Genomic DNA, 24,465 nt, shown 5'->3' on the forward strand with positions numbered 1-24,465 from the left:
GGCTACCCGATCGGCCAACCAGTGTGCAGCCTATTTCCAAGCGACATCGCCAAGAAAGATGTAGCCCGCCCCGTATATCGTCTTGATCAAGCGCGGGTTTTTGGGGTCCTCACCAAGCTTGGTTCGTAGCCTTGAGATGCGCACATCCATGGCGCGGTCAAAGCTGTCCCCAGCTGCGCCACCCAGAGAATCCTGCATTTGTGCACGGCTGATCAGGCGTTTGGGGCTTTCCAGAAACAGGCGTAAAACCTCTCCTTCGGCGTGGCTGAATGGTATTTCGGCCCCGGATTTGTCCTTCAGAAGATACCGATCAAAATATGCTGCCCACCCGTTAAACTCGGCAATATTGGTGTTCGAGGTTTGACTTCGCGGCGTGCGTAACCGCGCGCGAATACGCGCCACAACCTCTGTTGGATCAAAGGGTTTGGTGATGTAGTCATCCGCTCCCAATTCCAGCCCGGTCACGCGATCCTGAACTTGCGCGCGGCCCGACACAATGATCACGGCCGCACCTTGTTCCAGTGCCAATCGATGCACCAAGGCCAGGCCATCCGTATCCGGCAGGGAAAGATCCACCAAGCAGACGTCAGGTGTTATCTGGTTCAGCGCGGCCTCGAATTCGCGGGCTCGGGAATAGCTTTGGGTGCGGAACCCAGCCTCTTCCAAAGCATATGTCAGGATGTGCCGAATCTCAGGTTCATCATCCAATATGGTTACCAACGGCTGGGTCATCAGGCGGCCTCGGTTCGGACAAGGGCGGATAACTGTGCCTTGGAAAATGGTTTGCTCAGTACGGGTGCCATGGCCAATGCCTGTCGGTGCAGAGGATCGGTATATGGTAATGATGTCATCAGTATACAGGGCAAGCGAGATTTGAGTTGAGATAACAGATCAAGCCCCGTCGCCGTGCCTTCAAGTCGAATGTCGGACAGCACCATGACAATCCCTTCAACGTTCTCGGTCAGAGCCAGAGCCTCATCTGTAGATGTTGCCTCGATTACCGAAAAACCGAGGTCGATCAGCATGTCCCGGAATTGGCCGCGCAGATCGTCGCTGTCTTCAACCAATAGCACAAGCCCCTCTTGCGCGGGTGGCGCGGGGCGGTAGGGCAAGCGCAAAATCACCGATGCGCCTGAGGGTGTATTGCGCAGGTTCAGGTCACCACCTGCCAGCTTCACGGTGTCATATACCATCGGCAAACCAAGGCCCGATCCATCGCTGCCTTTCGTTGTGAAAAAGGGGTTCAAAGCCTTCTCCAATGCCTCAGACGAAAAGCCAGAACCGGTATCGGAAACTGTGATTTCGATCCAGATATCGCCGATTGCATGTGCGCTGATCGTCACCTGCCCGGTTGTGCCACAGGCATCACGCGCGTTCAGAACAAGGTTCAACAGCGCATCCTGAAGCATCCCTGGATCAAGCATAAGCGCCTGATCCGGCAAAGTATTCACGACCGATAGCCCAACGCCACGCGGCAAAGACGGGGTGGCCACAAGCCGCAAGTCCTCGAGCAAGCGGCGCAGATCGGTGGCTTTCGGCTGAGGTGTTCGATGGCCTGTCATATCAGCAATTCGGTTCAACAACTGCCCACCCCGCCGCGCTGTTTTTTGGGTCGCTGCGATCAGCGCATGGGCGTCGTCGGGTAACTCCATCTTGTCGAGCTGGGATTGCATGCCCAGGATAATTGTCAGCAGATTGGAAAAATCATGCGCCAGGCCATTTGTCATCTGTGCAGCCATTTCACGGCGGCGGGTTTGTTGCAGGGCGACACGGGCCTGGGTTTCTTCGGTGATATCCACTGACATCACATAAACGCCCCCTGCCCCGTCCGGTGTGAAAGACACGCGGATGCGGCGCGAATCCTGATCCTCGGTGAATTCAAACACGGATGTTTTTCCGTTATAGGCATTTTGCAGATGATCACTGACCCGGGCAAAGGCGCTTGCCCCCAAAGCCTCGGATATGTGAAGGCCCAAAATCTCGGATGGCCGCCCTGGCATGACAGAGCTGAGCCGCCGGTTTGAATAATCATATCGCCCCTCGCTGTTCAGGTGTGCGATATGGGCCGGCATCATCTCAGTCGTCAGACGGGTGCGGGCCTCAATCTCGGTTAGCTCACGTTTGGCTTCTTCCAGCGCGGTGATGGTAGCGGCCAGTTGCCGGTTGGTGGTCGAAAGCTCTTCGGCATGAGTGAGCAACTGACCTGACAATTCCTCGGACCGCGCGCGCAGCAGGTTTTCGGCACGTTTTGCGCTGGTGATATCCGTATAGACCGCCACCCAACCGCCCTGAGGCAGCGGTGCGCCTTCGATCGAGACTACCTGACCATTTGCGCGCTTGCGTTCCATATAGTGGGGCTCGAACGCCAGTGCCTGTTCGACGCGCAGATCGACCATGTCTTCGACACTGCCCTCATCACCGTACTCTCCACGGCTCGCCAGAAAATAGATCGTGTCCCGAAACAAGGCGCCGGGTTGCACCAATGCATCGGGAAGGTCGAACATTTCTTGAAACCGCCGATTGCTAAGGACCAAGCGCAACTGGCTGTCATAGATGGAAAGCGCCTGGCCGATCAGATTCAGCCCGGCGGTTGTCATCGCCTTTATCCGTTGTTCGGTGATGCGCAAATCCACCCTCCCCTATCCTACCCGTATCACCTGATGAACAGCAGGTGTAGAGGGGATCAATGCCGTGTGCGCATCTTGGGCCCATCGGGCGTATTGGAATGCAGTGACAGCGTATGGTCCATGTTCCGCATCCGATGGCGCAACATCTGCCTACACAGGTGTGCAAGGTCAGCGGCATAGGCGGGGTCTTCTGCCACGTTCTCAAACTCGCCTTTTCCTTGATGATCGAACAAAAGCGGCGGCAGATCGGCTGCAAATTCGACCAGTGTAAAGCGATCATCGCGCAGGATACCCAGACAGGAATCGCTGTTTCCGGTGCCAAGACGTTGTTGCCATAGGGTCGGGTTTTCAGGCTCGGAAAAATCTAGTTCGCTGAACGAATAATCCCGCCAATCTTCAGGCGCCTCACCCCGTAGCAGCGGGATCAGAGACCGCCCATCCATTTCATTTGGGATTGGTTGCCCCGCCCAATGGAGGATCGTTGGTGTGATGTCGATGGATTCTGTCGGTACAGTGATTTCGACACCTGCCTGGGCCTGGTTGCCGGGCATCCGGATCATCAGCGGTGTATGGTAGGCTGCATCATAGACCGTCATCTTGCCCCAGCTGTGACGGTCGCCCAGCATTTCGCCATGATCGGCGGTGATAACGATCAGCGTGTCGTCATACTGCCCACTGTCTTTAAGATACTGAACAACGCGGCCGATGTGATGGTCGACCTCGGTGGCCAGCCCGAAGTAGATCGACCGCAAGGTCTGTATGTTCTTGTCCGTCGGTGCGATGTCGTCAAAGCCGTGAACGAAATCGGTAGGTGTCGGAAAGTCCAACATAGGACCAAAGAACGGGTGATGTGCTTTTTCGGCTTCGGGCGTCTTGAACCGCTTTGGCAGAGGTAAAGTGTCAGGGTCATACATCCGATTGTAGGGTGCCGGGGCGACAAGCGGTGGATGCGGGCGGATGTAGGTTAGATGCGCAAACCAGTTCTGATTTTGGTAAGGCGCGATGCCGTCCAAAAAAGCGTCGGTCAGAAAGGCGGTATCGCTGTCCTCAGCACGATAGAGCGCAGGGTCATTCAGCTTTGGCGCCTCCCCAGAGGGCGAGACCGGTTTATAGACATCCATATAGGTGTCGAACGCATAGCCCTGTTTCATCAGATGCGCCCGCCAGGGATAGGATTCCTCCAGCCGCATCTCGACGACTTCAAGAAACCCTTCCATTGATTGCTCATAGGATTTTAGCACCGGGTCGTTTGCATCATGAACCCGCGGGTCTGCCGAGGTGTCTGTGTAGCCAAACAGCATTGGCATATAGCCTGCTTTGCGCATCTCGGTGGCGATGTTGGGAATGTCGTGCCGCAATGGGGTGCCATTGCGGACAGATCGATGGTTCATCGCATATTGCCCGGTCAGCAATGAAGCGCGCGATGGGCCACAGGGATTTGTCACCGAATAGTGACGTTTGAACGTCACAGAAACATCCATGAACGCGCGCAGATGGGGTAGATCAACATGATTCGCCAACGCACCGAACAGACAATCCGCCCGCAGCTGATCAATGATAATGAACAGAACTTTTCCGGCCTGGCCCATGTCGCGCACTCCGAATCCGCACCCGAGTTTCAGGTGCGGACTGTGTCGCGGAACGGCTAGCCTCGCAAGGGTTTAGTCCAGCTCGTACTTGGTCTCGTAGTTTTCCTTAAGCGCGGGGTCCTGATCTTCTTTGCGCAACAGGCAGTTGCCGATCGACAAGACCTCGATATCGGTGCCCATGAAACAGCGGAACGCATCGGTGGGCGTGCAGACAATTGGCTCACCCCGCACGTTGAACGAGGTGTTCACCACCAGAGAGCAACCCGTCAGGTCTTTGAACTTTGAGATCAGCGCGTGATACGCTGGGTTCGTGTCTTCATGCACCGTTTGGATACGGGCCGAATAGTCCACATGCGTCACAGCCGGAATATCCGACCGTTTGACGTTCAGCTTGTCGATGCCAAACAGGGCATTTTCCTCATCCGTCATCTTACGGCGGATTTTGTCCTGAACATCGGCCACGATCAGCATATAGGGGCTGTCGCCATCCAGCTCGAACCAGTCGGCTACGTCTTCGCGCAAAACAGATGGCGCAAATGGGCGGAAGCTTTCGCGGTATTTGACCTTCAGGTTCAAGGTCTTCTGCATCGACTCGGATCGTGGATCGCCCAGGATTGAGCGCGCGCCCAAGGCACGTGGTCCGAATTCCATGCGCCCCTGGAACCAACCGACGGCTTTGCCATCCGCCAATGCTTGCGCCGTCTGATTGACCAACTCACCGTTTTCATAGGTGGTGAACTTGGCGCCTGCGCGGCTCAGTTCTGCGGAAATTGCGTGATCTTCGTAACGCGGGCCAAGGTAGGAGCCTTGCATTTGATCGCCCGATGTGGCTGCACGCGGATTGCCCAGCTCCTGGTGCCAGGCTGCATAGGCCGCCCCCAGTGCCCCGCCGGCATCACCGGCAGCAGGCTGCACCCAGACATTGTCAAACGCGCCATCGCGCAGGATTTTGCCATTGGCCACACAGTTCAACGCCACGCCACCTGCCATACACAGATTTCGGATGCCGTGTTCCTGCGCCAGATTGCGGGTGATGCGCAGCATGATCTCTTCGGTCACGGCCTGCACGGATGCGGCGATGTCCATATGGAACTGCGTCAGCTGGTCGGTTTCAGGCTTGCGCACCGGTTGGCCGAACAGATCCTCCAGCGCCTTGTTGGTCATGGTCAGACCGGCCGTATAGTTGAAATACTTCTGATTGAGGCGGAATGAGCCGTCCTCTTTCAAATCAACCAGGTGCTCAAGGATCAAGTCCTTGAATTGCGGCACGCCGTAAGGGGCCAAACCCATGACCTTGTACTCACCGGAATTCACCTTGAAGCCGGTGTAGTAGGTGAAAGCAGAATAGAGCAGGCCCAGCGAGTGCGGGAAATGCAGCTCTTTGACCATGGTCAGCTCGCTCCCGCGCCCGATCCCGACGGTCGTGGTGGCCCATTCGCCAACACCATCCACCGTCAGTACAATCGCTTCGTCGAAGGGAGACGGATAGTAGGCGCTGGCCGCGTGGCTGACGTGGTGTTCCGAGAACAAAATCTTGTCGACGGTGAAATCGGGATCGATCTTGCGAAGCTGTTTGTTCAACAGATCTTTCAGAAACAGTTTTTCCCGCAGCCAGACCGGCATCGCCATTCGGAACGAGTTGAAACCGCGTGGCGCCACCGCAATGTAGGTTTCGATCAGGCGTTCAAATTTTAGAAACGGTTTGTCGTAGAAGACAACATTGTCCACGTCGGCTAGGGTGATCCCTGATTCGGCCAGAACGTATTCAATCGCCTTTTCCGGGAATCCGGGGTCGTGTTTCTTGCGGGTAAAGCGTTCTTCTTGCGCGGCGGCAATGATCTTGCCGTCGCGCAGCAGTGCTGCGGCGCTGTCATGATACAGCGCGGAAATGCCCAAAATGTACGTCATGGATCAGAACAGCGTATAGATGAACGGCGCGATTGCCGAACCTTGGCTGAGAACGATCAGGCCACCGAAGATGCCCAGCACCACAAGGATGGGCAGCAGCCAGAACTTTTTTCTGATCTTCATAAATGACCAGAGCTCGGAAACGAATGTCACGTCTGGTACTCCCTTCTTTAAAACTGTTGTTTCATACTGCCGGGCTGATCCTTGCGAACAACCCAATAGCTTTCTGCGGAACTGTCTAATTTCTCAGACAAAAGGTCTTTTCCCAACAGGCGCGCCACTAGTCCAAAGGGCACAAATGTCGTGATGAAAACCAGGAACATGACGATGGGCGCCACGATGGCCCCCAGCAACATTCCAAATTTGAACCAAAGCCGATTGGGCTTGGTCAGAACCTGCGGAGCAAGGAAGGTTACCGCAAGAATGGCCCCCGCGATAGCAAGGGGTATCCACCGCACGGTACCGCCGCCCCAGAGGGGCCAGAGTGCGATGATCAGAAAGACTGCCGTAAAGACAAATCCGAACCCACGTTCGGATCCGATTTCGACATCTACATTGGCTTGATGGTCAGACATGAAACACAACCGAATAACAACAAACAATTACGGCCATGAAGATACCATTACCCTCGGTTGAAACAAGTGAATTAGGTCACTCACCTTCGGGAAATTCATCCACTGGCGCCAACCAGTGTCACACGTGCGCCATCCCAATCCTTCAAATCGGGGCACAATCGTACAAACCCGTTGCAGCAGATCCGCTTTTTCCGTCACATGCAGGCATGACACCGCCTCAGATATCGTCTTCGCAGGAAAGCGGCCGCACGGTTGTGCATGTTTCGGGCGCATTGCTGACGCAGTCGGTGGAACATGTCGAACGTGACTTTGGTTCTATTCAAGCCGTTGGGGGTGATGTGACAATCGACCTGTCCGAGATCGAGGCATTGGACACAAGCGGTGCCTGGCTGGTGGCCGACCTGTCGCAGCGGTTCACCGCGCAGGGCGCCCGGCTCCAGTTTCTGGGCCTCAAACCTGCCCACGCCGCTTTGATCGATACAGTGTCACATAGCATCCCCAAACAGCCCGGTCGGCTGGACCCGCCCAGAACCTTTGCAGATTGGGTCGAAAGCGTGGGTCGCGGCACATACGGCGCTTTGCAGGACACAATGTCGATCCTCGGGTTCCTGGGGCTGACCCTGCACCGTCTGGCCCGAACTGTCGTGATGCCGTGGCGGCTGCGCCGCGCCGCGCTTGTGACCCATATGGAGGAAACCGGTCTCAAGGCGTTGCCGATTGTTGCGCTGATGGGGTTCCTGATCGGTGTAGTGCTGGCCTTTCAAGGAGCCACGCAGTTGAAACAGTTTGGGGCCGAGATTTTTGTGGTCGAACTGATTTCGATCTCGATCCTGCGCGAACTGGGCATTCTGCTGACCGCGATCATCGTCGCAGGCAGGTCCGGATCGGCCTTTACCGCTTCAATCGGCTCGATGAAGGTGCAGGAAGAGATTGACGCCATGCGCACCCTGGGTCTGGACCCGATAGAAGTGCTGGTGATCCCGCGCGTTTTGGCCCTGTTGATCATGCTGCCAATATTGGGGTTCGTGGCCGATATGGCCGGCTTGTTCGGTGGCGCGCTGATGAGTTGGATTGATCTGGGGATCAGCCCGGGCATGTTCCTGACCCGCCTGAACGAAAGCACGGGGGTCTGGCAACTTGCTATCGGTCTGATCAAGGCGCCGTTCTTTGCTCTGGTCATTGGTGTGATTGCCTGTTGGCAGGCAATGCAGGTCAAAGGATCGGCGCAAAGTGTCGGGCAGCGCACGACCGCGTCGGTGGTTCAGTCGATCTTCATGGTGATTGCAATTGACGCCCTGTTCTCGATCTTCTTCTCGCAGTTGGGGATCTGAGATGGACGGTACGGTGCAGCATCATTCAACGCCGGCAGACACGCAGCGAGAGGCCGTGATCCGTGTGCGCGGATTGCGCAATCAGTTTGGCCCTCAGGTTGTTCACGACGATCTGAACCTTGACGTCTGGCGCGGCGAGGTTCTGGGCATTGTTGGCGGTTCGGGTACCGGTAAATCCGTATTGTTGCGGACTATCGTGGGGCTGAACAAACCTGCTGCTGGCAGTATCGAGGTTCTGGGCGTTGATGTCTTGAACGGCCCTGAACAGGATCGCAGGCGCATCGAACGCCATTGGGGCGTGGCGTTTCAGGATGGGGCATTGTTTTCATCTCTGACTGTCTTACAGAACGTGATGGCCCCGCTGCGCGAGCATACGGGGATCAGCGAAAAACTGATGGAGTCGCTGGGTGGCCTCAAGATCAGCCTTGTAGGGTTGCCGCAGTTGAGTTGCGGTAAGTTCCCATCGGAATTGTCAGGCGGCATGCGCAAACGGGCGGCGTTAGCGCGGGCTTTGGCGCTGGACCCCGAGATTGTGTTTCTGGACGAACCCACAGCTGGGTTGGACCCGATAGGGGCCGCCGCCTATGATGATCTGATCCGAGAACTACAGCAGGCGCTAGGGCTGACGGTTTTCATGGTGACGCATGATCTGGATAGTCTGTATGCGATTTGCGACCGGATCGCCGTGCTTGCAGAAAAGCGTGTGCTGGTTGAAGGTCCGATAGAAGAGATGACCAAGGTCGATCATCCTTGGGTGCAGGAGTATTTCACAGGCCCCCGCGCCCGCGCGGCGCAAGATAAAGGGCAGGACAGGTAGAGGCGATGGAAACCCGAGCGAATTACATTCTGATCGGTGCGTTTACTCTTGCGGGTATTTTGGGTGCCTTTGGCTTTTTCCTGTGGCTCGCGAAGTTCGAAGTGACGCGCCAATACGCCTACTATGATGTGTTGTTCGACAATGTGTCGGGCCTGTCTGCGGCTGGTGGCGTAAGCTACAATGGTCTTCCGGTCGGGCAGGTGATCTCGTTGAACCTTGATGAGGACGACCCGTCGAAAGTTCGGGTCCGGATCGAGGTTGATGCCGATATCCCAGTTACAAAAGAGACCATAGCGCAGCTGCAATCTCTGGGCGTGACCGGGGTTGGATATGTGGAACTGACCGGCGGGTCCAGCACGGCAGAACGGTTGTCTAACAATAGCGTCATCAAAAGCAAACGCAGCACCATTCAATCGCTTTTCGAAGGGGCACCCAAGGTTCTGGACGAGGCCGTCAGCCTGCTGCAAGAGCTGAACGCCATCGTTGATGAGAAGAACCAAAAGGCAGTGTCTGATATCCTGGCCAATCTGGCTTCGGCCACCGGGCGGCTGGACAAGACACTTTCAGATTTTGAATCCGTCTCAGGCAATATCGGAGAGGCCGCCAAGCAAATCGGCGATTTCACAACAAAGCTGGACCCGTTGATCAGTGCCGCGGAATCCACGTTACAGACGGGTAGCGAGACGCTGAAATCCGTCAAATCAGCGTCCGACACTGCCAAAGAAGCGCTGGAAGAGGCGAAGGTTACACTGGCAACAACGAACCGGACCATCGAAGAAGATGTGCGCCCGTTTATACAGCGCGGGTCGAACCTTGCGGATCATCTGACGCGGTTGTCGGAAGAAGCCAGCGTGTCACTGGGCGTGATTACCGAAACGGTCACCAATGCCAATACAACGCTGGGCTCAATCACATCGGCCATGGATTCGACCAAAGGGGCTTTGGCCTCGGCTGAACGGGCCTTTGACTCGGCCAACCGCATCATCGAAACGCAGGTCGCCCCGGTTGCGCAGGATATCAGCCGCGCCGCCAATCAGGTGACTGAGACCGTCTCAGGTATCACCGCTAAGATCGACCAGATTTCGGACGATGTCCTGAGTGCATCGAATTCGGCGAAAGAACTGATGGCAACCGTCGATGGCATTGTCCGGGACAATCGCCGACAGGTTTCAGATTTCCTGCGGGTCGGATTGCCGCAATTCGTGCGCTTTGTTGAAGAATCCCAGCGGTTGGTCATCAGTCTTGACCGTCTTGTCGACAAGGTTGAGCGCGACCCGGCACGCTTTTTGTTGGGCACCCAAGCATCGGAGTTCCGTCAATGATCAGGCCTTACTTTCTTATTCTGATGACGGTAGCCCTTGGTGGCTGCGCGGGTTTGGGTACGTTAAAACAAGCATCCAAACCCAATGACCTGTATCTTTTGACCCCCAAAAGTACGTTTGCGTCCTCGTTGCCGCGTATTCAGATGCAGATCGTCGTAGAAGAACCAACTGCAACTGCGGCGGTGAACACCGACCAGATTGCGGTTCAGCCGACACCGCTACAGGTTCAGTATCTGCCTCGCGCCCGGTGGGTGGATCGCGCACCGCTGATTGTGCAGGCTCTGTTGGTCGAAAGCTATGAGAACTCAGGCAAGGTGGCCGCAGTCGGGCGGTCTACCGTAGGCTTACGCGCAGACTATATCATCGTCCCGGATTTGCGTGAGTTTCAGGGCATCGTGACAGCCGAGACTGAGAACTCGAAAACCGTGCGCGTTGACGTTCGGATGAACATCAAGATTGTCGATGCGTTTGAGGACAAGATTATCGCCTCCAGCTCGTTCCAGGAAAACGTGGTTTCAGCTAGCGATCAGACACCGGATCTGATCAATGCGTTTGACCTTGCGCTGGGTCGAGCAATGCGAGATTCAGTGGAATGGAGCGTGCGTCGGATCAATACGCACGCCAACAGTCAGTCCAGTTCGACCATCAATTGACGCCGTTAGAAACGCGCCGCGGATGCGCGGTTCCAATCCGCTGTGTAGTTGTCCGGCGCGGTGCCAGACAAAAGCGCGCCTTCTTCAACGAAAGTGTAGATTTCGGCATAGGAACGCTCAGTCTCATCTGCCATGCGACGGCGGATATCGCCGGGGTGCAGGTCCGAGACTGTGGCTTTGCCCATTGCGCCAAGCAGTTCCCGGAAGCTTTCGAGTGTGGCATCGTGATATCGGTGCACCCGCTGGCGTTTTTGCGGAACGTTGACCGCCCTGCCCCGGATCGGATCCTGGGTGGCTACGCCTGACGGGCATCGGTTGGTGTTGCAATGCAACGCCTGAATACAGCCTACCGCAAACATCATCGCACGGGCGGCATTGCACATATCCGCACCCAGGGCGAATTTCTCGACCATGTCGTAACCTGTGGCCACTTTGCCTGCGCAGATGATCCGGATCTTGTCGCGCAACCCAACCCCCAGCAGGCAGTTGTTCACAAAGACCACCGCCTCATTTACAGGTAAGCCTAGGCGGTTGGTGAACTCGACCGGGGCGGCGCCAGTCCCTCCTTCGGCGCCATCGATGGTAATGAAGTCGGGCAGAATACCGGTTTCAAGCATTGCTTTGCAGATCGCCATGAATTCGGATGGTTGCCCGATGCACAGTTTGAAACCAATGGGCTTGCCACCTGACATTTCGCGCAAGTGCTGTACAAACTCCATCAACCCGGTTGGACCGTCGAAAGCCGAATGAATGGGTGGTGAGATCACGTCCTGATGCTCGGGCACGCCACGGATTTCGGCGATCTCTTTGTCAACCTTTGCGGCGGGCAAAACGCCGCCATGCGAGGGCTTAGCCCCTTGGGACAGCTTGATCTCGATTGCTTTGACAACATCCTTCTTGGCCTTTTCGGCGAACAAATCTTTGTCAAAGCCTCCGTCGGGAGTACGACAGCCAAAATAGCCGGTACCGATCTGCCAGATGATATCTCCACCCTCGGCAAGGTGATGCGGCGACAATCCGCCCTCACCGGTGTTATGCGCAAAACCGCCATCCTTGGCTCCGCCGTTCAGCGCCCGGATCGCATTGGCGCTGAGCGCGCCGAAGCTCATGGCCGAAACATTCAAGCGTGATGCGTTATAGGGCTTTTCGCATTGCGGTCCGCCCAGCATCACCCGTTCTTCACTCTTATCCACTTCTTTCGGGGCCAGAGAGTGGTTGGAGCGATGATAGCCCACGGTCGTGATGTCATATTGAGTGCCAAACGCCTGTGTGTCGACCTGGCCTTTAGCGCGGGAATAGACAAGGCTGCGAATGATCCGATTATACGGTCGCCCGCTTTCGTTGGTTTCGACGAAATACTGGCGGATTTCGGGGCTGACAAATTCCAGCATATAGCGGAAATGCCCCAAAACGGGGTAGTTGTTCAGCACGTTGTGCTTGGTGGTCAGCATGTCATACATCCCAACCACGGCGTAAGGGATCAGCAGAACCAGGAGCCAATGCGCCGGTGACCAGAAAAAGCCCCAGACAGCCACCAAGGGCAGACAGACGAAACTCAGAAAGTAATAAAGCCTGCGTACAACCATTTCTGATCTCCGTGGGTGAAGTATGTACCAAAGGTGTTGAAGCCAAAGTGAAACCGTTTGGCTTTCGATTGCAAGCCCTTCGGCTCATGGAAATCAAACCGGACGCGTATGTGAAACCTTGTTAAGGCGTTGATTGATCCTGCGTTTCGCAGGCGGTATTCGGATCAGACCACATTAAAGGGCAGCTAACTTGGCGAGACCAGACACCAAACGCGGACGACACGAACAAGCCCTTATGTTTCTTTCTGTGTTTATCGGCGGTGCGTTTGGGTCGTTGCTGCGCGAGGCGTTTGCATTCGAGATCCCCGGCGCGCCTTTGTTGACGGCAACCTTTGGCATCAATGTCTTTGCGTGCTTCGTGCTGGGCTGGCTCTATGCCGTCCGCCATCGGGTTCATGCCCATGTTCTGCATCTGGGTGCAGTTGGGTTCTGTGGCGGCCTTTCGACCTTTTCTTCTTTCGTGGCCGAGCTTGAGCGTTTGGCCGAAGTTGCGTTTTGGACTGCATCTGCCGCTGCAGGGTTGGAGATAGTGTTCGGTCTGGCCGCAGCCTTGGCAGGCGAAGCGCTCGGCCGGCGGTTTCATGCAGGAAGGCCCAGTAATGACTGATCTCTACCTGCATGCAATGTTTGGCCTGGGTGGCGGGCTGGGCGCAGTGCTGCGCCATTGGCTTGCATTGAGGATCACCCACGCACTGCCGCTATCGACCCTGATCGTGAATGTAATGGGCAGCCTGCTGCTGGGCCTTTGGATCGGCTATTTGGGCGGTCCCGTTGAGATGGGGGAAGAGCAGAAGCGCCTGGTTTTTGGCTTTTGCGGCGGGTTCACCACATTCTCAAGCTTTGCTTATCAAACGCTGGAATTGCGCCGCGAACGCACGCTTGCACTGGCGGCGGGCAATATCATGATCAGCCTTGTCCTGTGCTGGGGCGCCTTGTGGCTAGGGTTGGAGCTAACCCGATAGCCGACGGGCCGCCTCGCTTACATCGGATGCATGTGCATGCGGATCGCCAGATTGCCCAGAATCCAGACCGTGCCGAGGATGATGATCAGCAAGACAAGGGTTGAGAACAGGATCAGGTCCAAATCCTCTCGGCTGCTGCGTCTGCGGTCGATATGCAGGAAATAGATCAGTTGAAAGATCAGCTGAGCGAGCGCAAGCAGGCCGATGGTCAGATAAACACCGGTCGTTTCGATCCCCCAGAGATAGGCCACGCCGAACATCGCGAAAGTCAGAAGCAGCGAACCGCCATAGCCGATCACGTAACGCCGCCGCTCGCGCCGATGCATTTCAGAGCGTTTATCCATAAGTTAACCCTCCGAAATAGACGATCGTGATGATGCCGATCCAGATCAGGTCAAGGAAGTGCCAGAACAGCGCTAGCCTGACCACACGTGATTTGACGACATCGGTCATGCCCATAACCCGCAGTTGGATACCCAGCACAATCAACCACAGGCACCCCGCCGCAACATGTAGACCGTGCAGCGGCACAAGGCCGTAGAAGGCCGAAAGGAACCCGCTACGCTGCGGGATGCCGCCCTTTTCGGCCATGGCGATGAAGTCTCGGATCTCCAGAAAAAGAAAGCTGATCCCCAGCAGGAGCGTCACCCCAAACCACAGGATGATCCGTGGTCGTGGCAGATTGTATTTCAGGGCCAGCATCGCCAATCCAACGGTCAGGCTGCTGGTCAGCAGGATCATGGTTTGCGCAAAGATGCTGGTCAGGTCGAACAGCTCATGTGGGCCAGGCCCGCCTGCCTGAGCGTCGATCATGGTGATATAGATGGCGAACATCAGGCCGAAATAGACCAGATCGCTCATCAAAAAGACCCAGAAGCCGAAGGTCACGACCTCGGATGCCTTGTGAGCGCTGGCATGGCGATCGCCCAGATTGATGCCCGGATAGCTATGAGTTGGCGCGCGTTTCAAGTCACCACCTCCATGTCGGGGCGAGCAAGGCCGCGGTTCTCCGGGGCCGTCTCGTGGTCGCGATCTATGGCGGTTTCGCTGTGCACCAGTGCCAGCCAGGCTTCATGCTCGCGCTGCACCTCTTCGGCCGGGATGGTGATTTCGGTACTGGTGTCGAAAGTCCAGAGGATGAACGCCAGGATCATCACCACCGTCATTAGAGCAGCCAGCCACCAGATCCACCAGACCAGCGCAAACATCCAGATGCCGCTGGCCACACACAGGATGAAGCCAATTCCGGTGTTGCGCGGCATTTCGATATCCTCATAGGCATCCGGCGTCGGATAGGCCGCGCCGCGCTCCTTGGCGGCAGCAAAATTGTCTCGGTCAGTTACCTGCGGGATGATGGCGAAGTTATAGGGTGGCGGTGGTGCTGGGATAGACCATTCCAGCGTGCGCGCATCCCATGGATCACCAACGGGAACGCGGGTTTTGTCGCGGTTGCGGATGCTGACCCATAGCTGCACCAGCACTGAAAACAGCGCTGCCGTGATGACCAATGCTCCGATCACGGCGACGATCATGTAGGGGTGAAAACTCGGGTCTTCCCAGCTGTAGGACCGGCGGGGCATACCCATCAGGCCAACAAAATAGAGCGGCATGAATGTCAGCATAAAGCCAACCGTCCAGAGTGCGACTGTCACCCTGCCCCAGCCTTCGTGGAGGCGGAACCCGAAGGCTTTGGGGAACCAGTAATTGTAGGCGGCGAGCAAGCCGAACAGAACGCCCGGCAACAGGACGTTGTGGAAATGAGCCACCAGGAACAGAGTGTTATGCACTTGGTAGTCAATGGTTGGATTGGCCAGGATCACACCGCTGAGGCCACCGATGACAAACAGCATCAAGAAGGCAAGACCATATAGCATGGGCACCGAAAACCGAATGCGCCCACGCCAGAGGGTAGCCATCCAATCATAGACCTTCACGCCGGTTGGGATGGCGATCAGCATGGTTGCGATGCCGAATACCGCATTGATCAGCGCGCTTTGCCCCATGGTGAAGAAGTGATGCAACCAGACAGTGAAGGACAGCACGGCTATCGACATTGTGGCGATGACCAGTGAGGTATAGCCGTAAAGCCGTTTGGCCGAGAAGGTCGAGAAGATCTCGGAATAGATGCCATAGGCGGGCAGAACCAGCAAATAGACCTCGGGATGGCCAAAAAGCCAGAACAGGTTGGCGTAGTTCATCATATTACCGCCAAGGTCATTGGTAAAGAAATGGAAATCCAGATAGCGGTCAGCGGCCAGCAACAGCGCCGCTACGCCCAAGGGCGGCATCGCAAAGACGATTAGGATAGAACTGCAGATGATCGTCCAGCAATACATCGGTAGCCGCATGAACGTCATCCCCGGCGCACGCAGCTTGTAGATTGTGACGGCGAAGTTAATCCCCGTCAGCGTTGTTCCGATCCCTGAGACAACGATGGCCCAAATCCAATAGTCCGGCCCGACGCCTGGGTTGAACGCGGCCCCAGTATAGGGTGGATAAGCCGTCCAGCCTCCGGTTGAAAAATGCCCGACAACCAGCGACACCATCAGCATCATGCCGGATGATACCGTCAGGCCGAGGCTGATCTGGTTCATCACAGGAAAGGCTACATCGCGCGCGCCGATCATCAGCGGAACAACATAGTTGGCGATTCCGAACACAAACGGCACGGCGACGAAGAAGATCATGATCGTGCCATGGGTGCTGAACAGCTCGGCAAAGTGTTCGGCCTCCAGAAAACCCTCGCCCGGTCCGGCGGCTTGCTGGGCGCGCATGACAACGCCCTCCAGAACGCCCCGCGCGAGCATAACGATGGCGAAGACGATATACATGATGCCGATTTTCTTGTGATCAGCGCTTGTCAGCCAATCGCGCCACAAGGGCCCCCAAAGCCGAAACCAAGTCAGCAGACCAACCACGGCGATCGCCCCAACAATGACAATGCCTGCGGCGGCATTGGCTACAATTTCGTTTGCGTTGGAGTCCTGAATCAGGCCGGTGATGGGCAATGCATCCCAGCTCAGGCGACCAAAGAAACCGTTTTCTGATGTCATTGGTCGACCTCCTGCCCATATGCAACTGTTCCGGGTTGCTGATCCAGTGGCAGCGCTTTGCCGCCATGGTATCGGTGGAGAATGGTATGGAACAGATCCCCGTCATCCAGTTTGAAATACAAGGCACGGTCAGGCATCTCTGGCGTGCCAAGCGCTGCCTGAACCTCATCCCGGTCCGTGCGCATGGCAAGGGTTTTATACGTTTCCGGGTCCAGCAGGATACCGCTCTGCCGGACCTTGTTGACCCAGGCTTTGAAATCATCAGGGTTCATCGCAAGGGTTTCGAACTTCTGCTTGGTAAAGCCGCGCCCGTTATACTGGGTGTTTTCGCCTTGCATCACTTCGGGTTGGTCCGCAACCAGATGCAGCTTGGTTGTCATGCCCGGCATCGCATAAATCTGCCCGGCCAAAGCTGGGATCATGAAAGATTGCATCACCGTATCGGTGGTCAGTGTCATGGCGATCTGTTGTTTGGTGGGAATTCCAAGCTCACCGACTGTGGCGATGCCAAGATCGGGATAGATGAACAACCATTTCCAATCCAGTCCAACAACCTGCACTCGCACGGCTGGCTCATCACCGAATGGGGCTGAATACGGGTCGAGCCGATAAGTGGTTTTCCACAGATAGAAGGACAGGATAGCGACAATGGCCACCGGAATGCCCCACATCAGCATCTCAAGCCGGGCGGAGAAATCCCAATCGGGCCTGTACGCCGCGTTCCCGCCTTTTCGACGTCGATAGCGCAGTGCGATCGTTGGAACCAAAACCAGAACAGGGATAACGGCGATCAGGATCAGCGCTGTTGCCCGCAGAAGATGCGTTTTCTGCACTGCCGCAATAGGGCCCTGGGGGTCCATGAAGCTGTCACTGGCCCCCGCCATCTGGGTCGACGTGGCCAGAATTCCGAGGGCCGTCAGAACCACATTTGCCACAAGGGACGTTCTGTTCGTGGTCATGCCTGCCCTCTTTTGATTTTATCCTGGTCACAACTATCGGCAGAGACCGCGCATTTCTCAAGGTTTTTTCGAATGCAAGGCGGCATGTCGCGGAGGTGGTTCAATGCCATGGATTTTGATGCGGGTTTCAGTCATCCTTGGCATAAATGATAACAAATTGCCTAAACAGGCTCAGAGCAGGTGATTTCAGATGCGCAAGGTGCTTTTTCTTCTATTTTGCCTATGCTTGGCCAGTGGCGCGGCCGCGCAGGATCGTGCATCAGTTGAACGGCAGTTCCAGTCCTGGCTGGATCAGACCGTTTGGCCGCAGGCTCGCGCCAAGGGTGTGTCGCGCAAGACGATGAATGCGGCCTTTGACGGCGTTACGCTGAATTGGGACCTGCCCGACCTTATCCCTCCTGGAAGCAAAGCGAAGACACCCAAAGCCCAAAGGCAGGCAGAGTTTGGCTCTCCCGGGAGGTACTTTAATGCGGGGTCGGTTCAGGGGGCCACATCTGTGGGTCGGCAAATGGCGCGCCGCCATGCGGCTACCCTGTCTCGTGTCGAGGCGCAAACGGGGGTCCCAGCTCGCATCATTTTGGCGATCTGGGGTCGCGAAAGCGGGTATGGTCAGGTTCCAATTCTGCATGATGCGTTTCAGGTTCTGGCGACCAAAGGGTTCATGAGCACGCGATCTGAGTATTTCACAACCGAGTTGATCGCCGCGCTGCAAATCGCCGAGGCAGGGCATGTGCGCGAAATGAAAAGCTCTTGGGCCGGAGCTTTGGGGCAGCCGCAATTCATGCCGACCAACTTTCTGACTTATGCTGCGGATGGAAACGGGGATGGTCGGGCCGATATCTGGGGGTCTGCCGACGACACAATCGCGTCGATTGCGAACTATCTGGACCGGCACGGCTGGGTTGAAGGTCGCGACTGGGGGTTTGAGGTGACGGTGCCAACCTCGCTATCCTGTGCGCTTGAAGGACCAGACCAAGGGCGTGCCATACAGGATTGGGCCGCATTGGGTGTCAGTCGCGTTTCGGGCAAACCCTTCCCAAACCACGAACTCAAGGGTGAGGGCTATCTGATGATGCCTGCTGGTCGCAACGGTCCGGCGTTTCTTGTGACACCAAATTTCTACGTGCTGAAGGAGTACAACAAAAGCGATCTTTATGCCCTGTTTGTGGGCCATGTCGGAGACCGGATTCAGTATGGTGTCGGAGATTTCCGGGGCCGTTGGGGCGCGGTCGGGGGCCTCTATCGATCAGACATCGCAGCAATGCAGCGAGCGCTGGAACAACAGGGACACGATGTCGGCGGCGCCGACGGGCTGCCGGGGTTCAAAACCCGCCGATCAATCGGGCGATGGCAGGAGGCCACGGGCCAAGACCCCACCTGTTTCCCCGAGAAAACGATGAAATCACGTCTGAAAAACTGACAGTGATCAGGATTTTGCCCGTTCGGTGAACAGTGCGTGACAATTCAGCCAGATTGAAGATCGGATTTTGACTCTGCCTCCACTAGATGGCACGATTTGACCTATTAGTTCCCGAATTCTCGGGCGTTATTGATTGATCCGGTTGCGCAGCCTATGAGGATACACCGGTCAGGCTGCAATCTACCGGCATGTTTACGATTTGAGAGGCACCATGACACGCAAGGTCACCAAAGCGATTTTTCCTGTTGCGGGGCTGGGAACACGATTCCTGCCTGCGACAAAATCTGTTCCCAAGGAAATCATGACCTTGGTTGACCGCCCGCTGGTGCAATATGCCATCGACGAGGCGCGCGCCGCCGGGATCAAAGAGTTCATTTTTGTCACCTCGCGCGGGAAATCTGCGCTTGAGGACTATTTCGATCACAACCTGGTTCTGGAGCAAGAGCTGAAAGCCAAGGGTAAAGATGAACTTTTGGAGACGCTGAACGCGACCAATATGGAAAGCGGGGCCATTGCCTATATCCGTCAGCACAAAGCGTTGGGCCTGGGGCATGCCGTCTGGTGCGCGCGTCGTCTGATCGGAGACGAGCCCTTTGCCGTGATGTTGCCAGACGACGTTATTGCAGCCGACAAACCCTGCCTGCAGCAGATGATCGAAGCCTACGAGGAAACCGGTGGCAACATGGTTGCTGCTATGGAAGTTCCGCATGAAAAAACAAGTTCATACGGTGTGCTGGACGTGGGTGACAATGTGGGCACGGTGGTGCGCACGCGCGGTATGGTGGAAAAGCCCAAAGCGGAAGAAGCGCCTTCGAACCTTGCCGTAATAGGGCGCTATGTTTTGGGCCCGTCGGTGCTTTATAATCTGAACTCAATGAAATCCGGCAGCGGTGGCGAAATTCAGCTGACCGATGCGATCGCAGAAGACATCCGGAACGGTGTTCCAGTCTTTGGTTACAAGTTCGACGGTCAGCGCTTTGATTGCGGCTCAAAAGCCGGATTCCTGCAGGCTACTGTGGCCTTTGCACTGGCGCGCGACGATTTGCGTGGCGATTTGAGCCAGTATCTGAACGACATCGTTGCCACGGGAAAAGCGGCTCAGTAGGCACTGGCCCATCCCCTTAACGGCGATTAAGGCGATACATTCAGATAGCTGAAGCTCAAAGGCATGCGCATCATCAATACCGTCTATCCCGTCATTCTCTGCGGTGGGTCAGGGACCCGTTTGTGGCGCCTGTCCCGCAAAAGCTATCCCAAGCAGTTTGTGCCGTTGGTGGGTGAGACCAGTTTGCTGCAGGACTGCGCGGTGCGGCTCAGGGGACCGAAGGCCGCAATCTATGTCAAACCCTTGATTCTAAACAATTAAGCCTTCTGCTTTGTGTTGCCCGAACAGTTGATGGGCGTGGGTGTTGGTCCTGGCCCGATCCTGATCGAACCCGAAGGGCGCAACACTGCGCCTGCCGTTCTGGCGGCTGCCCTGCAGCTATCCGACAGTGACCCAGAGGCCATCATGCTGGTGGCCCCGTCTGATCATGTGGTTCCCGACAAAACCGCCTTTCACGCCGCCGTTGCATGCGGAATCGAAGCGATTTCTGCACGCAGAGATCTGGTTACGTTTGGGATCACGCCCGACCGGCCTGAAACCGGGTATGGCTATTTGAAACTCAGCCAGACGCCAGACGCTTCGGGCGCGGCCATTCCGCTGGATCGGTTTGTTGAAAAACCTGATCTGGACAGCGCCAAGGCGATGCTGACGGATGGCAGCTATCTTTGGAATTCGGGCATCTTCCTGTTTGCTGTACGTGACATCATCGCTGCCTTCGAACTACACGCGCCCGATTTGATTGAACCTGTCCGGCAAGCGGTGGAACAGGCCCAAAGCGATCTGGGATTTTTGCGCCTGGATGCCAGCGCCTGGGCCAAGGTCGATGACATTTCGATTGATTACGCGGTGATGGAAAAGGCGGCAAATCTGAGTGTTGTCCCCTACGCCGATGGTTGGTCCGATGTAGGCAGCTGGACCGCCGTGCATGAGCTGAGCGCACCCGACCCGAGCGATGTGGCCACGACCGGAGAGGTTACAACCATCGATTGCCAGAACGTTCTGATCCGTTCAGAATCCCCGGCGCAAGAGGTAGTTGCCATGGGTTTGGAAAACGTCATCACGGTCGCCATGCCCGATGCGGTTCTGGTGGCAAGTATGGACCGGGCGCAAGATGTCAAACAGGCGGTGAGTGCGCTGAAGGCCAAAGGTGCAAGGCAGGCGGAATCGCTGCCCGTCGACCACCGTCCTTGGGGTTGGTTTGAAAGCCTTGTGATCGATGATCGGTTCCAGGTCAAACGTATCCACGTAAACTCCGACGCCGCACTAAGCCTGCAGTCCCTCCACCATCGCTCGGAACATTGGATCGTGGTCAAGGGCACGGCCAAGGTGACGATTGATGATGAGGTGCAGCTCGTATCGGAAAACCAGTCAGTTTATATCCCGCTGGGTGCGGTTCACCTGATGGAGAACCCGGGCAAAGTGCCCATGGTTCTGATCGAAGTGCAAACCGGCAGCTATCTGGGTGAGGATGACATCATCCGGTACGAAGATATCTACGCGCGCAATTGAACATAGATCGTAGCACGAGGTATCACGCGCGCGACCTCGGATTTATGAGCGATGTGCCGAATTCGGCATTATTATTTCCAATATGGAAACAAAATCCTAACGCAGGGTAAATCGGGCGATCTGCCCGGTCAGACAGGATTCATGTGCATCGCGGCAGGGTGGCGCGCAATAGAAATGTCGGACCGACAGCTACAGGAGGACGCGCCCCGTGTCACAGAACTCACCCCGATTGAACCTGCCATTCCTGCAACCCTCGCAGGCGCAAAAGCATGTCACCCATAACGAAGCGCTGCGCCGTCTGGATCTTGTGGTGCAGCTGGCTGTCGCTTCGACAGATGCAACCACGCCACCGGCTGTGCCGGAACAGGGTGAGATTCATGCACTGGGTGCAAGCCCTTCCGGCGACTGGGCCGGTCATGGCAGAGAGCTGGCGGCTTGGCTGGACAATAGCTGGAATTTCGTCACGCCAGAGACGGGTTGGCGCGCCTGGGACCTAGCGGCTGGCCAGCAGAAAGTCTGGGATGGTGGGGCTTGGATCACCCCTCCTATCCCGACGCAGAATCTGGATGGTGTTGGTGTGGGCACCAGTTCAGATGCCACCAATCGCCTGTCCGTGCGCAGCGCGGCCACATTGCTGAGCCATGATGGCGGTGGGCATCAGTTGAAAATCAACAAATCCGGTGCCTCTGACACCGCATCGTTGTTGTTTCAGTCCAACTGGACTGGCCATGCCGAGATGGGTTTGAACGGCAGCACGGGTTTTTCGATCAAGGTATCCCCGGATGGCGGCAGTTGGACTGACGCGCTGAGCATTGATCCGGCCACCGGAACGGCCACGGGCGCGGCGGTCCAGACCAGCGCAGACGACACAACCGCCGGACGCCTGATGCGCGCAGATTACGGTTATGGTCCGGGCAATCTGCTGGGCACAGTTTCCGAGGTTTCGGGCACCCCCACAGGGGCCGTGATCGAACGGGGCAGCACTGCAAATGGCGACTACATCCGCTTTGCTGACGGCACGCAAATCTGTACTGCCGTGTTGCCTGCAACGGATTGCACAAATGCCGAAGGTGCGCTGTTTGCAAACGCCGCAGCCACCTGGGCCTTTCCGGCCACATTCGCTGATACCCCTGCCCTCAGCGGCAGCGGCGGAGCCACATCGCGCTTTGTTGGATTTGATGCGCCGTCCACATCTCAGGTCAGCTACCAAGTGCTGTCGACCGCCTCTGACGCTTCGACACGTTCGCCGACAGTTACCGCCATAGGCCGCTGGTTCTGATTGAAGCCACTGGCGCGCAGACCAGATAAGGGAGCGCAAGCGCCAGTGTTCCAGTCCGTCTAAGACCGATCGGACAAGGCCCCGATGTTTGGGTGCACCTTGTCCGGTTGCTGTTGCAGAACGATTCGCGGCGTTTTTCAATGTCCGTTAGATTGCGATAATACAGACAGAGATTTGGGTTTGTTTCGCGTGCTTCTTAAATAATTCAACGCAAGCGGTTCGTGCCAAACGATGGCGCGCGCAACTTGAAACCATGCATTCACGCTCGTGTTCCAACAGGAATTTGACCAGATACGTCCCACCCTTCTGTGCTCCACAGGGTCGCATCGTCTGATTCTGTCTCAAAAACCAGCAAGAAACTGTGTAATGCAGGCGCAGGCCCGAGTCAGGCATTGAAACCCTTCGCAGTTTCTTTGATTGTATGCGCGCCGCAGGCGGTAATTGGTGAGAAGGATTTTTAAGAATGCGTATTGCGATGATCGGCACTGGCTATGTGGGCCTGGTGTCGGGCGTGTGTTTCTCGGATTTTGGCCATGACGTGATCTGCGTCGACAAAGCCGAAGCAAAGATCGACATGTTAAAGGCTGGCGACGTTCCGATTTATGAGCCGGGCCTTGATGTGTTGATGTCCAAGAACGTGGCCGCTGGGCGGTTGAGCTTTACCACCGATTTGGCTGCCGCCGTCGATGGTGCAGATGCGGTGTTCATCGCCGTGGGCACGCCGACACGGCGCGGCGATGGTCATGCGGATCTGACCTACGTGATGGCCGCAGCGGAAGAGATCGCGCAGGCCGTGACAGGTTACACCGTCATTGTCACCAAATCGACCGTACCAGTCGGCACAAACCGCAAGGTGCATTCGGTTGTTTCAGCAGCCAATCCCGATGCGGATTTCGATGTCGCTTCGAACCCGGAATTTCTGCGCGAAGGCGCGGCGATTGACGATTTCATGCGCCCAGACCGCGTTGTGGTTGGCGTTGAGAGCGACCGCGCGGCTGAGGTAATGGCCGAAATCTACCGCCCGCTCTATCTGCGTGACTTCCCGATCCTGACCACCGATCTGGAAAGCGCTGAGATGATCAAATACGCAGCCAACGCGTTTCTGGCGACCAAGATCACCTTCATCAACGAAATCGCGGGCCTTTGCGAACGGGTCGGCGGCGACGTGAAAGAGGTCGCGCGTGGCATTGGCCTGGATGGTCGTATCGGCAACAAATTCCTGCATGCCGGTCCGGGCTACGGCGGGTCGTGCTTTCCCAAAGATACCGCCGCGCTGGCGCGGATCGGTCAAGAGCATGCGTATCCGATGCAGATCACCGAAACCGTCATTCGCGTGAATGATGAGATCAAAAAGCGCATGATCGAGAAAATCCGCGAAGCCTGTAGCGACAGTTTCAACGGTAAAACCGTTGCGATGCTGGGTGTGACGTTCAAGCCTAACACCGATGACATGCGCGATGCGCCGTCGCTGACCATCGTCCCGGCCCTGATCGGCGGTGGGGCCAAAGTGCGTGTGGTGGACCCGCAGGGTAAATCCGAAGGTGAGGCCCTGTTACCTGGCGTCGAATGGTCCGATGATCCCTATGCCGCAGCAAAAGGCGCCGATGTGGTCGTACTGCTGACTGAATGGAATGAATTCCGGGCGCTGAATCTGACGGATCTGGCAGAAGCGATGAACACACCTCGCATGGTCGATCTGCGCAATATCTATACTGAAAGCAAAGCGCTGAAATCCGGTTTTGAGACCTATGTTGGTGTCGGGCGCTAAGT

General features: G+C 56.4%; 21 protein-coding genes and 1 pseudogene. 11 read left to right on the forward strand and 11 right to left on the reverse strand.

Features of this window, described 5'->3' with window-relative positions; translation table 11 throughout:
* Positions 1 to 30: 30 nt before the first annotated feature.
* From AC2FFE_RS04610 to AC2FFE_RS04635, 6 genes are all read right to left on the reverse strand, one after another.
* On the reverse strand, positions 31 to 732 hold the full coding sequence (locus AC2FFE_RS04610; RefSeq protein ID WP_496818132.1) for a response regulator transcription factor: 702 nt from the start codon (positions 730 to 732) through the stop codon (positions 31 to 33).
* Positions 732 to 2,627 (reverse strand): hybrid sensor histidine kinase/response regulator, encoded by a 1,896-nt coding sequence (locus AC2FFE_RS04615; RefSeq protein ID WP_496818298.1) that lies wholly within the window; start codon positions 2,625 to 2,627, stop codon positions 732 to 734. Before AC2FFE_RS04615 ends, AC2FFE_RS04610 begins: the two co-directional genes overlap by 1 nt.
* A gap of 56 nt (positions 2,628 to 2,683) precedes the next feature.
* Positions 2,684 to 4,216: a sulfatase-like hydrolase/transferase gene (locus AC2FFE_RS04620; protein WP_496846008.1), complete on the reverse strand. Its 1,533-nt coding sequence runs from the start codon at positions 4,214 to 4,216 to the stop codon at positions 2,684 to 2,686.
* 72 nt (positions 4,217 to 4,288) lie between these two features.
* A complete protein-coding gene (locus AC2FFE_RS04625; protein ID WP_496818130.1) occupies positions 4,289 to 6,124 on the reverse strand; it encodes a carbamoyltransferase family protein in 1,836 nt (611 codons plus the stop codon).
* A 3-nt stretch (positions 6,125 to 6,127) separates the two neighbouring features.
* Positions 6,128 to 6,277, reverse strand: coding sequence for a DUF5989 family protein (locus AC2FFE_RS04630; RefSeq protein WP_496818129.1), 150 nt, complete (start codon positions 6,275 to 6,277; stop codon positions 6,128 to 6,130).
* Positions 6,278 to 6,294: 17 nt separating this feature from the next.
* Positions 6,295 to 6,699 (reverse strand): SxtJ family membrane protein, encoded by a 405-nt coding sequence (locus tag AC2FFE_RS04635; protein WP_496818128.1) that lies wholly within the window; start codon positions 6,697 to 6,699, stop codon positions 6,295 to 6,297.
* 206 nt (positions 6,700 to 6,905) lie between these two features.
* Here AC2FFE_RS04635 and AC2FFE_RS04640 point away from each other — a divergent pair, with 206 nt between their 5' ends.
* The 4 genes from AC2FFE_RS04640 to AC2FFE_RS04655 are packed head-to-tail and all read left to right on the forward strand — an operon-like array spanning position 6,906 to position 10,822.
* On the forward strand, positions 6,906 to 8,030 hold the full coding sequence (locus AC2FFE_RS04640; RefSeq protein ID WP_496818127.1) for an ABC transporter permease: 1,125 nt from the start codon (positions 6,906 to 6,908) through the stop codon (positions 8,028 to 8,030).
* Between the two features lies 1 nt (position 8,031).
* Positions 8,032 to 8,847, forward strand: coding sequence for an ABC transporter ATP-binding protein (locus AC2FFE_RS04645; RefSeq protein WP_496818126.1), 816 nt, complete (start codon positions 8,032 to 8,034; stop codon positions 8,845 to 8,847).
* Positions 8,848 to 8,852: 5 nt separating this feature from the next.
* The gene (locus tag AC2FFE_RS04650) at positions 8,853 to 10,169 is read left to right on the forward strand and encodes an MlaD family protein (RefSeq protein WP_496846010.1); all 1,317 of its coding nucleotides are present in this window, start codon (positions 8,853 to 8,855) and stop codon (positions 10,167 to 10,169) included.
* Complete coding sequence (locus tag AC2FFE_RS04655) at positions 10,166 to 10,822, forward strand: ABC-type transport auxiliary lipoprotein family protein (protein ID WP_496846011.1); 657 nt, start codon at positions 10,166 to 10,168, stop codon at positions 10,820 to 10,822. Before AC2FFE_RS04650 ends, AC2FFE_RS04655 begins: the two co-directional genes overlap by 4 nt.
* 5 nt (positions 10,823 to 10,827) lie before the next feature.
* On the opposite strand, the gene AC2FFE_RS04660 is transcribed toward AC2FFE_RS04655, so the two are convergent.
* Positions 10,828 to 12,408 (reverse strand): FMN-binding glutamate synthase family protein, encoded by a 1,581-nt coding sequence (locus tag AC2FFE_RS04660; protein ID WP_496846012.1) that lies wholly within the window; start codon positions 12,406 to 12,408, stop codon positions 10,828 to 10,830.
* Positions 12,409 to 12,598: 190 nt separating this feature from the next.
* Here AC2FFE_RS04660 and AC2FFE_RS04665 point away from each other — a divergent pair, with 190 nt between their 5' ends.
* Both AC2FFE_RS04665 and crcB read left to right on the forward strand, forming a co-directional pair.
* A complete protein-coding gene (locus tag AC2FFE_RS04665; protein WP_496846013.1) occupies positions 12,599 to 13,015 on the forward strand; it encodes a fluoride efflux transporter FluC in 417 nt (138 codons plus the stop codon).
* The gene (crcB, locus tag AC2FFE_RS04670; protein ID WP_496846015.1) at positions 13,008 to 13,370 is read left to right on the forward strand and encodes a fluoride efflux transporter CrcB; all 363 of its coding nucleotides are present in this window, start codon (positions 13,008 to 13,010) and stop codon (positions 13,368 to 13,370) included. Before AC2FFE_RS04665 ends, crcB begins: the two co-directional genes overlap by 8 nt.
* Before the next feature lie 17 nt (positions 13,371 to 13,387).
* Here crcB and AC2FFE_RS04675 read toward each other — a convergent pair whose 3' ends face one another.
* The 4 genes from AC2FFE_RS04675 to AC2FFE_RS04690 are packed head-to-tail and all read right to left on the reverse strand — an operon-like array spanning position 13,388 to position 17,382.
* Positions 13,388 to 13,714 carry a cytochrome o ubiquinol oxidase subunit IV gene (locus tag AC2FFE_RS04675; RefSeq protein WP_496846016.1) on the reverse strand — a complete coding sequence of 109 codons (327 nt, stop codon included), beginning with the start codon at positions 13,712 to 13,714 and terminating at the stop codon, positions 13,388 to 13,390.
* Positions 13,707 to 14,339: a cytochrome c oxidase subunit 3 gene (locus AC2FFE_RS04680; RefSeq protein WP_496846017.1), complete on the reverse strand. Its 633-nt coding sequence runs from the start codon at positions 14,337 to 14,339 to the stop codon at positions 13,707 to 13,709. The genes AC2FFE_RS04675 and AC2FFE_RS04680 overlap by 8 nt, the downstream gene beginning before the upstream one ends.
* The gene (locus AC2FFE_RS04685) at positions 14,336 to 16,423 is read right to left on the reverse strand and encodes a cbb3-type cytochrome c oxidase subunit I (protein ID WP_496846019.1); all 2,088 of its coding nucleotides are present in this window, start codon (positions 16,421 to 16,423) and stop codon (positions 14,336 to 14,338) included. The genes AC2FFE_RS04680 and AC2FFE_RS04685 overlap by 4 nt, the downstream gene beginning before the upstream one ends.
* Positions 16,420 to 17,382 (reverse strand): cytochrome ubiquinol oxidase subunit II, encoded by a 963-nt coding sequence (locus AC2FFE_RS04690; RefSeq protein ID WP_496818118.1) that lies wholly within the window; start codon positions 17,380 to 17,382, stop codon positions 16,420 to 16,422. The genes AC2FFE_RS04685 and AC2FFE_RS04690 overlap by 4 nt, the downstream gene beginning before the upstream one ends.
* Positions 17,383 to 17,572: 190 nt before the next feature.
* On the opposite strand from AC2FFE_RS04690, the gene AC2FFE_RS04695 reads away from it, so the two are divergent.
* From AC2FFE_RS04695 to AC2FFE_RS04715, 5 genes and pseudogenes are all read left to right on the forward strand, one after another.
* Positions 17,573 to 18,802, forward strand: coding sequence for a lytic murein transglycosylase (locus tag AC2FFE_RS04695; RefSeq protein WP_496818117.1), 1,230 nt, complete (start codon positions 17,573 to 17,575; stop codon positions 18,800 to 18,802).
* 211 nt (positions 18,803 to 19,013) lie between these two features.
* Entirely contained in the window at positions 19,014 to 19,907 is an 894-nt protein-coding gene (galU, locus tag AC2FFE_RS04700) for a UTP--glucose-1-phosphate uridylyltransferase GalU (protein WP_496818116.1), read from the forward strand.
* A 72-nt stretch (positions 19,908 to 19,979) separates the two neighbouring features.
* Positions 19,980 to 21,416 (forward strand): annotated as a pseudogene (locus AC2FFE_RS04705) (mannose-1-phosphate guanylyltransferase/mannose-6-phosphate isomerase).
* 208 nt (positions 21,417 to 21,624) lie between these two features.
* A complete protein-coding gene (locus AC2FFE_RS04710) occupies positions 21,625 to 22,695 on the forward strand; it encodes a DUF2793 domain-containing protein (protein WP_496846020.1) in 1,071 nt (356 codons plus the stop codon).
* Between the two features lie 463 nt (positions 22,696 to 23,158).
* Positions 23,159 to 24,463, forward strand: coding sequence for a UDP-glucose dehydrogenase family protein (locus tag AC2FFE_RS04715; RefSeq protein ID WP_496846021.1), 1,305 nt, complete (start codon positions 23,159 to 23,161; stop codon positions 24,461 to 24,463).
* Positions 24,464 to 24,465: the final 2 nt, after the last annotated feature.

It is taken from the genome of Ruegeria sp. YTSA168, assembly GCF_059610045.1.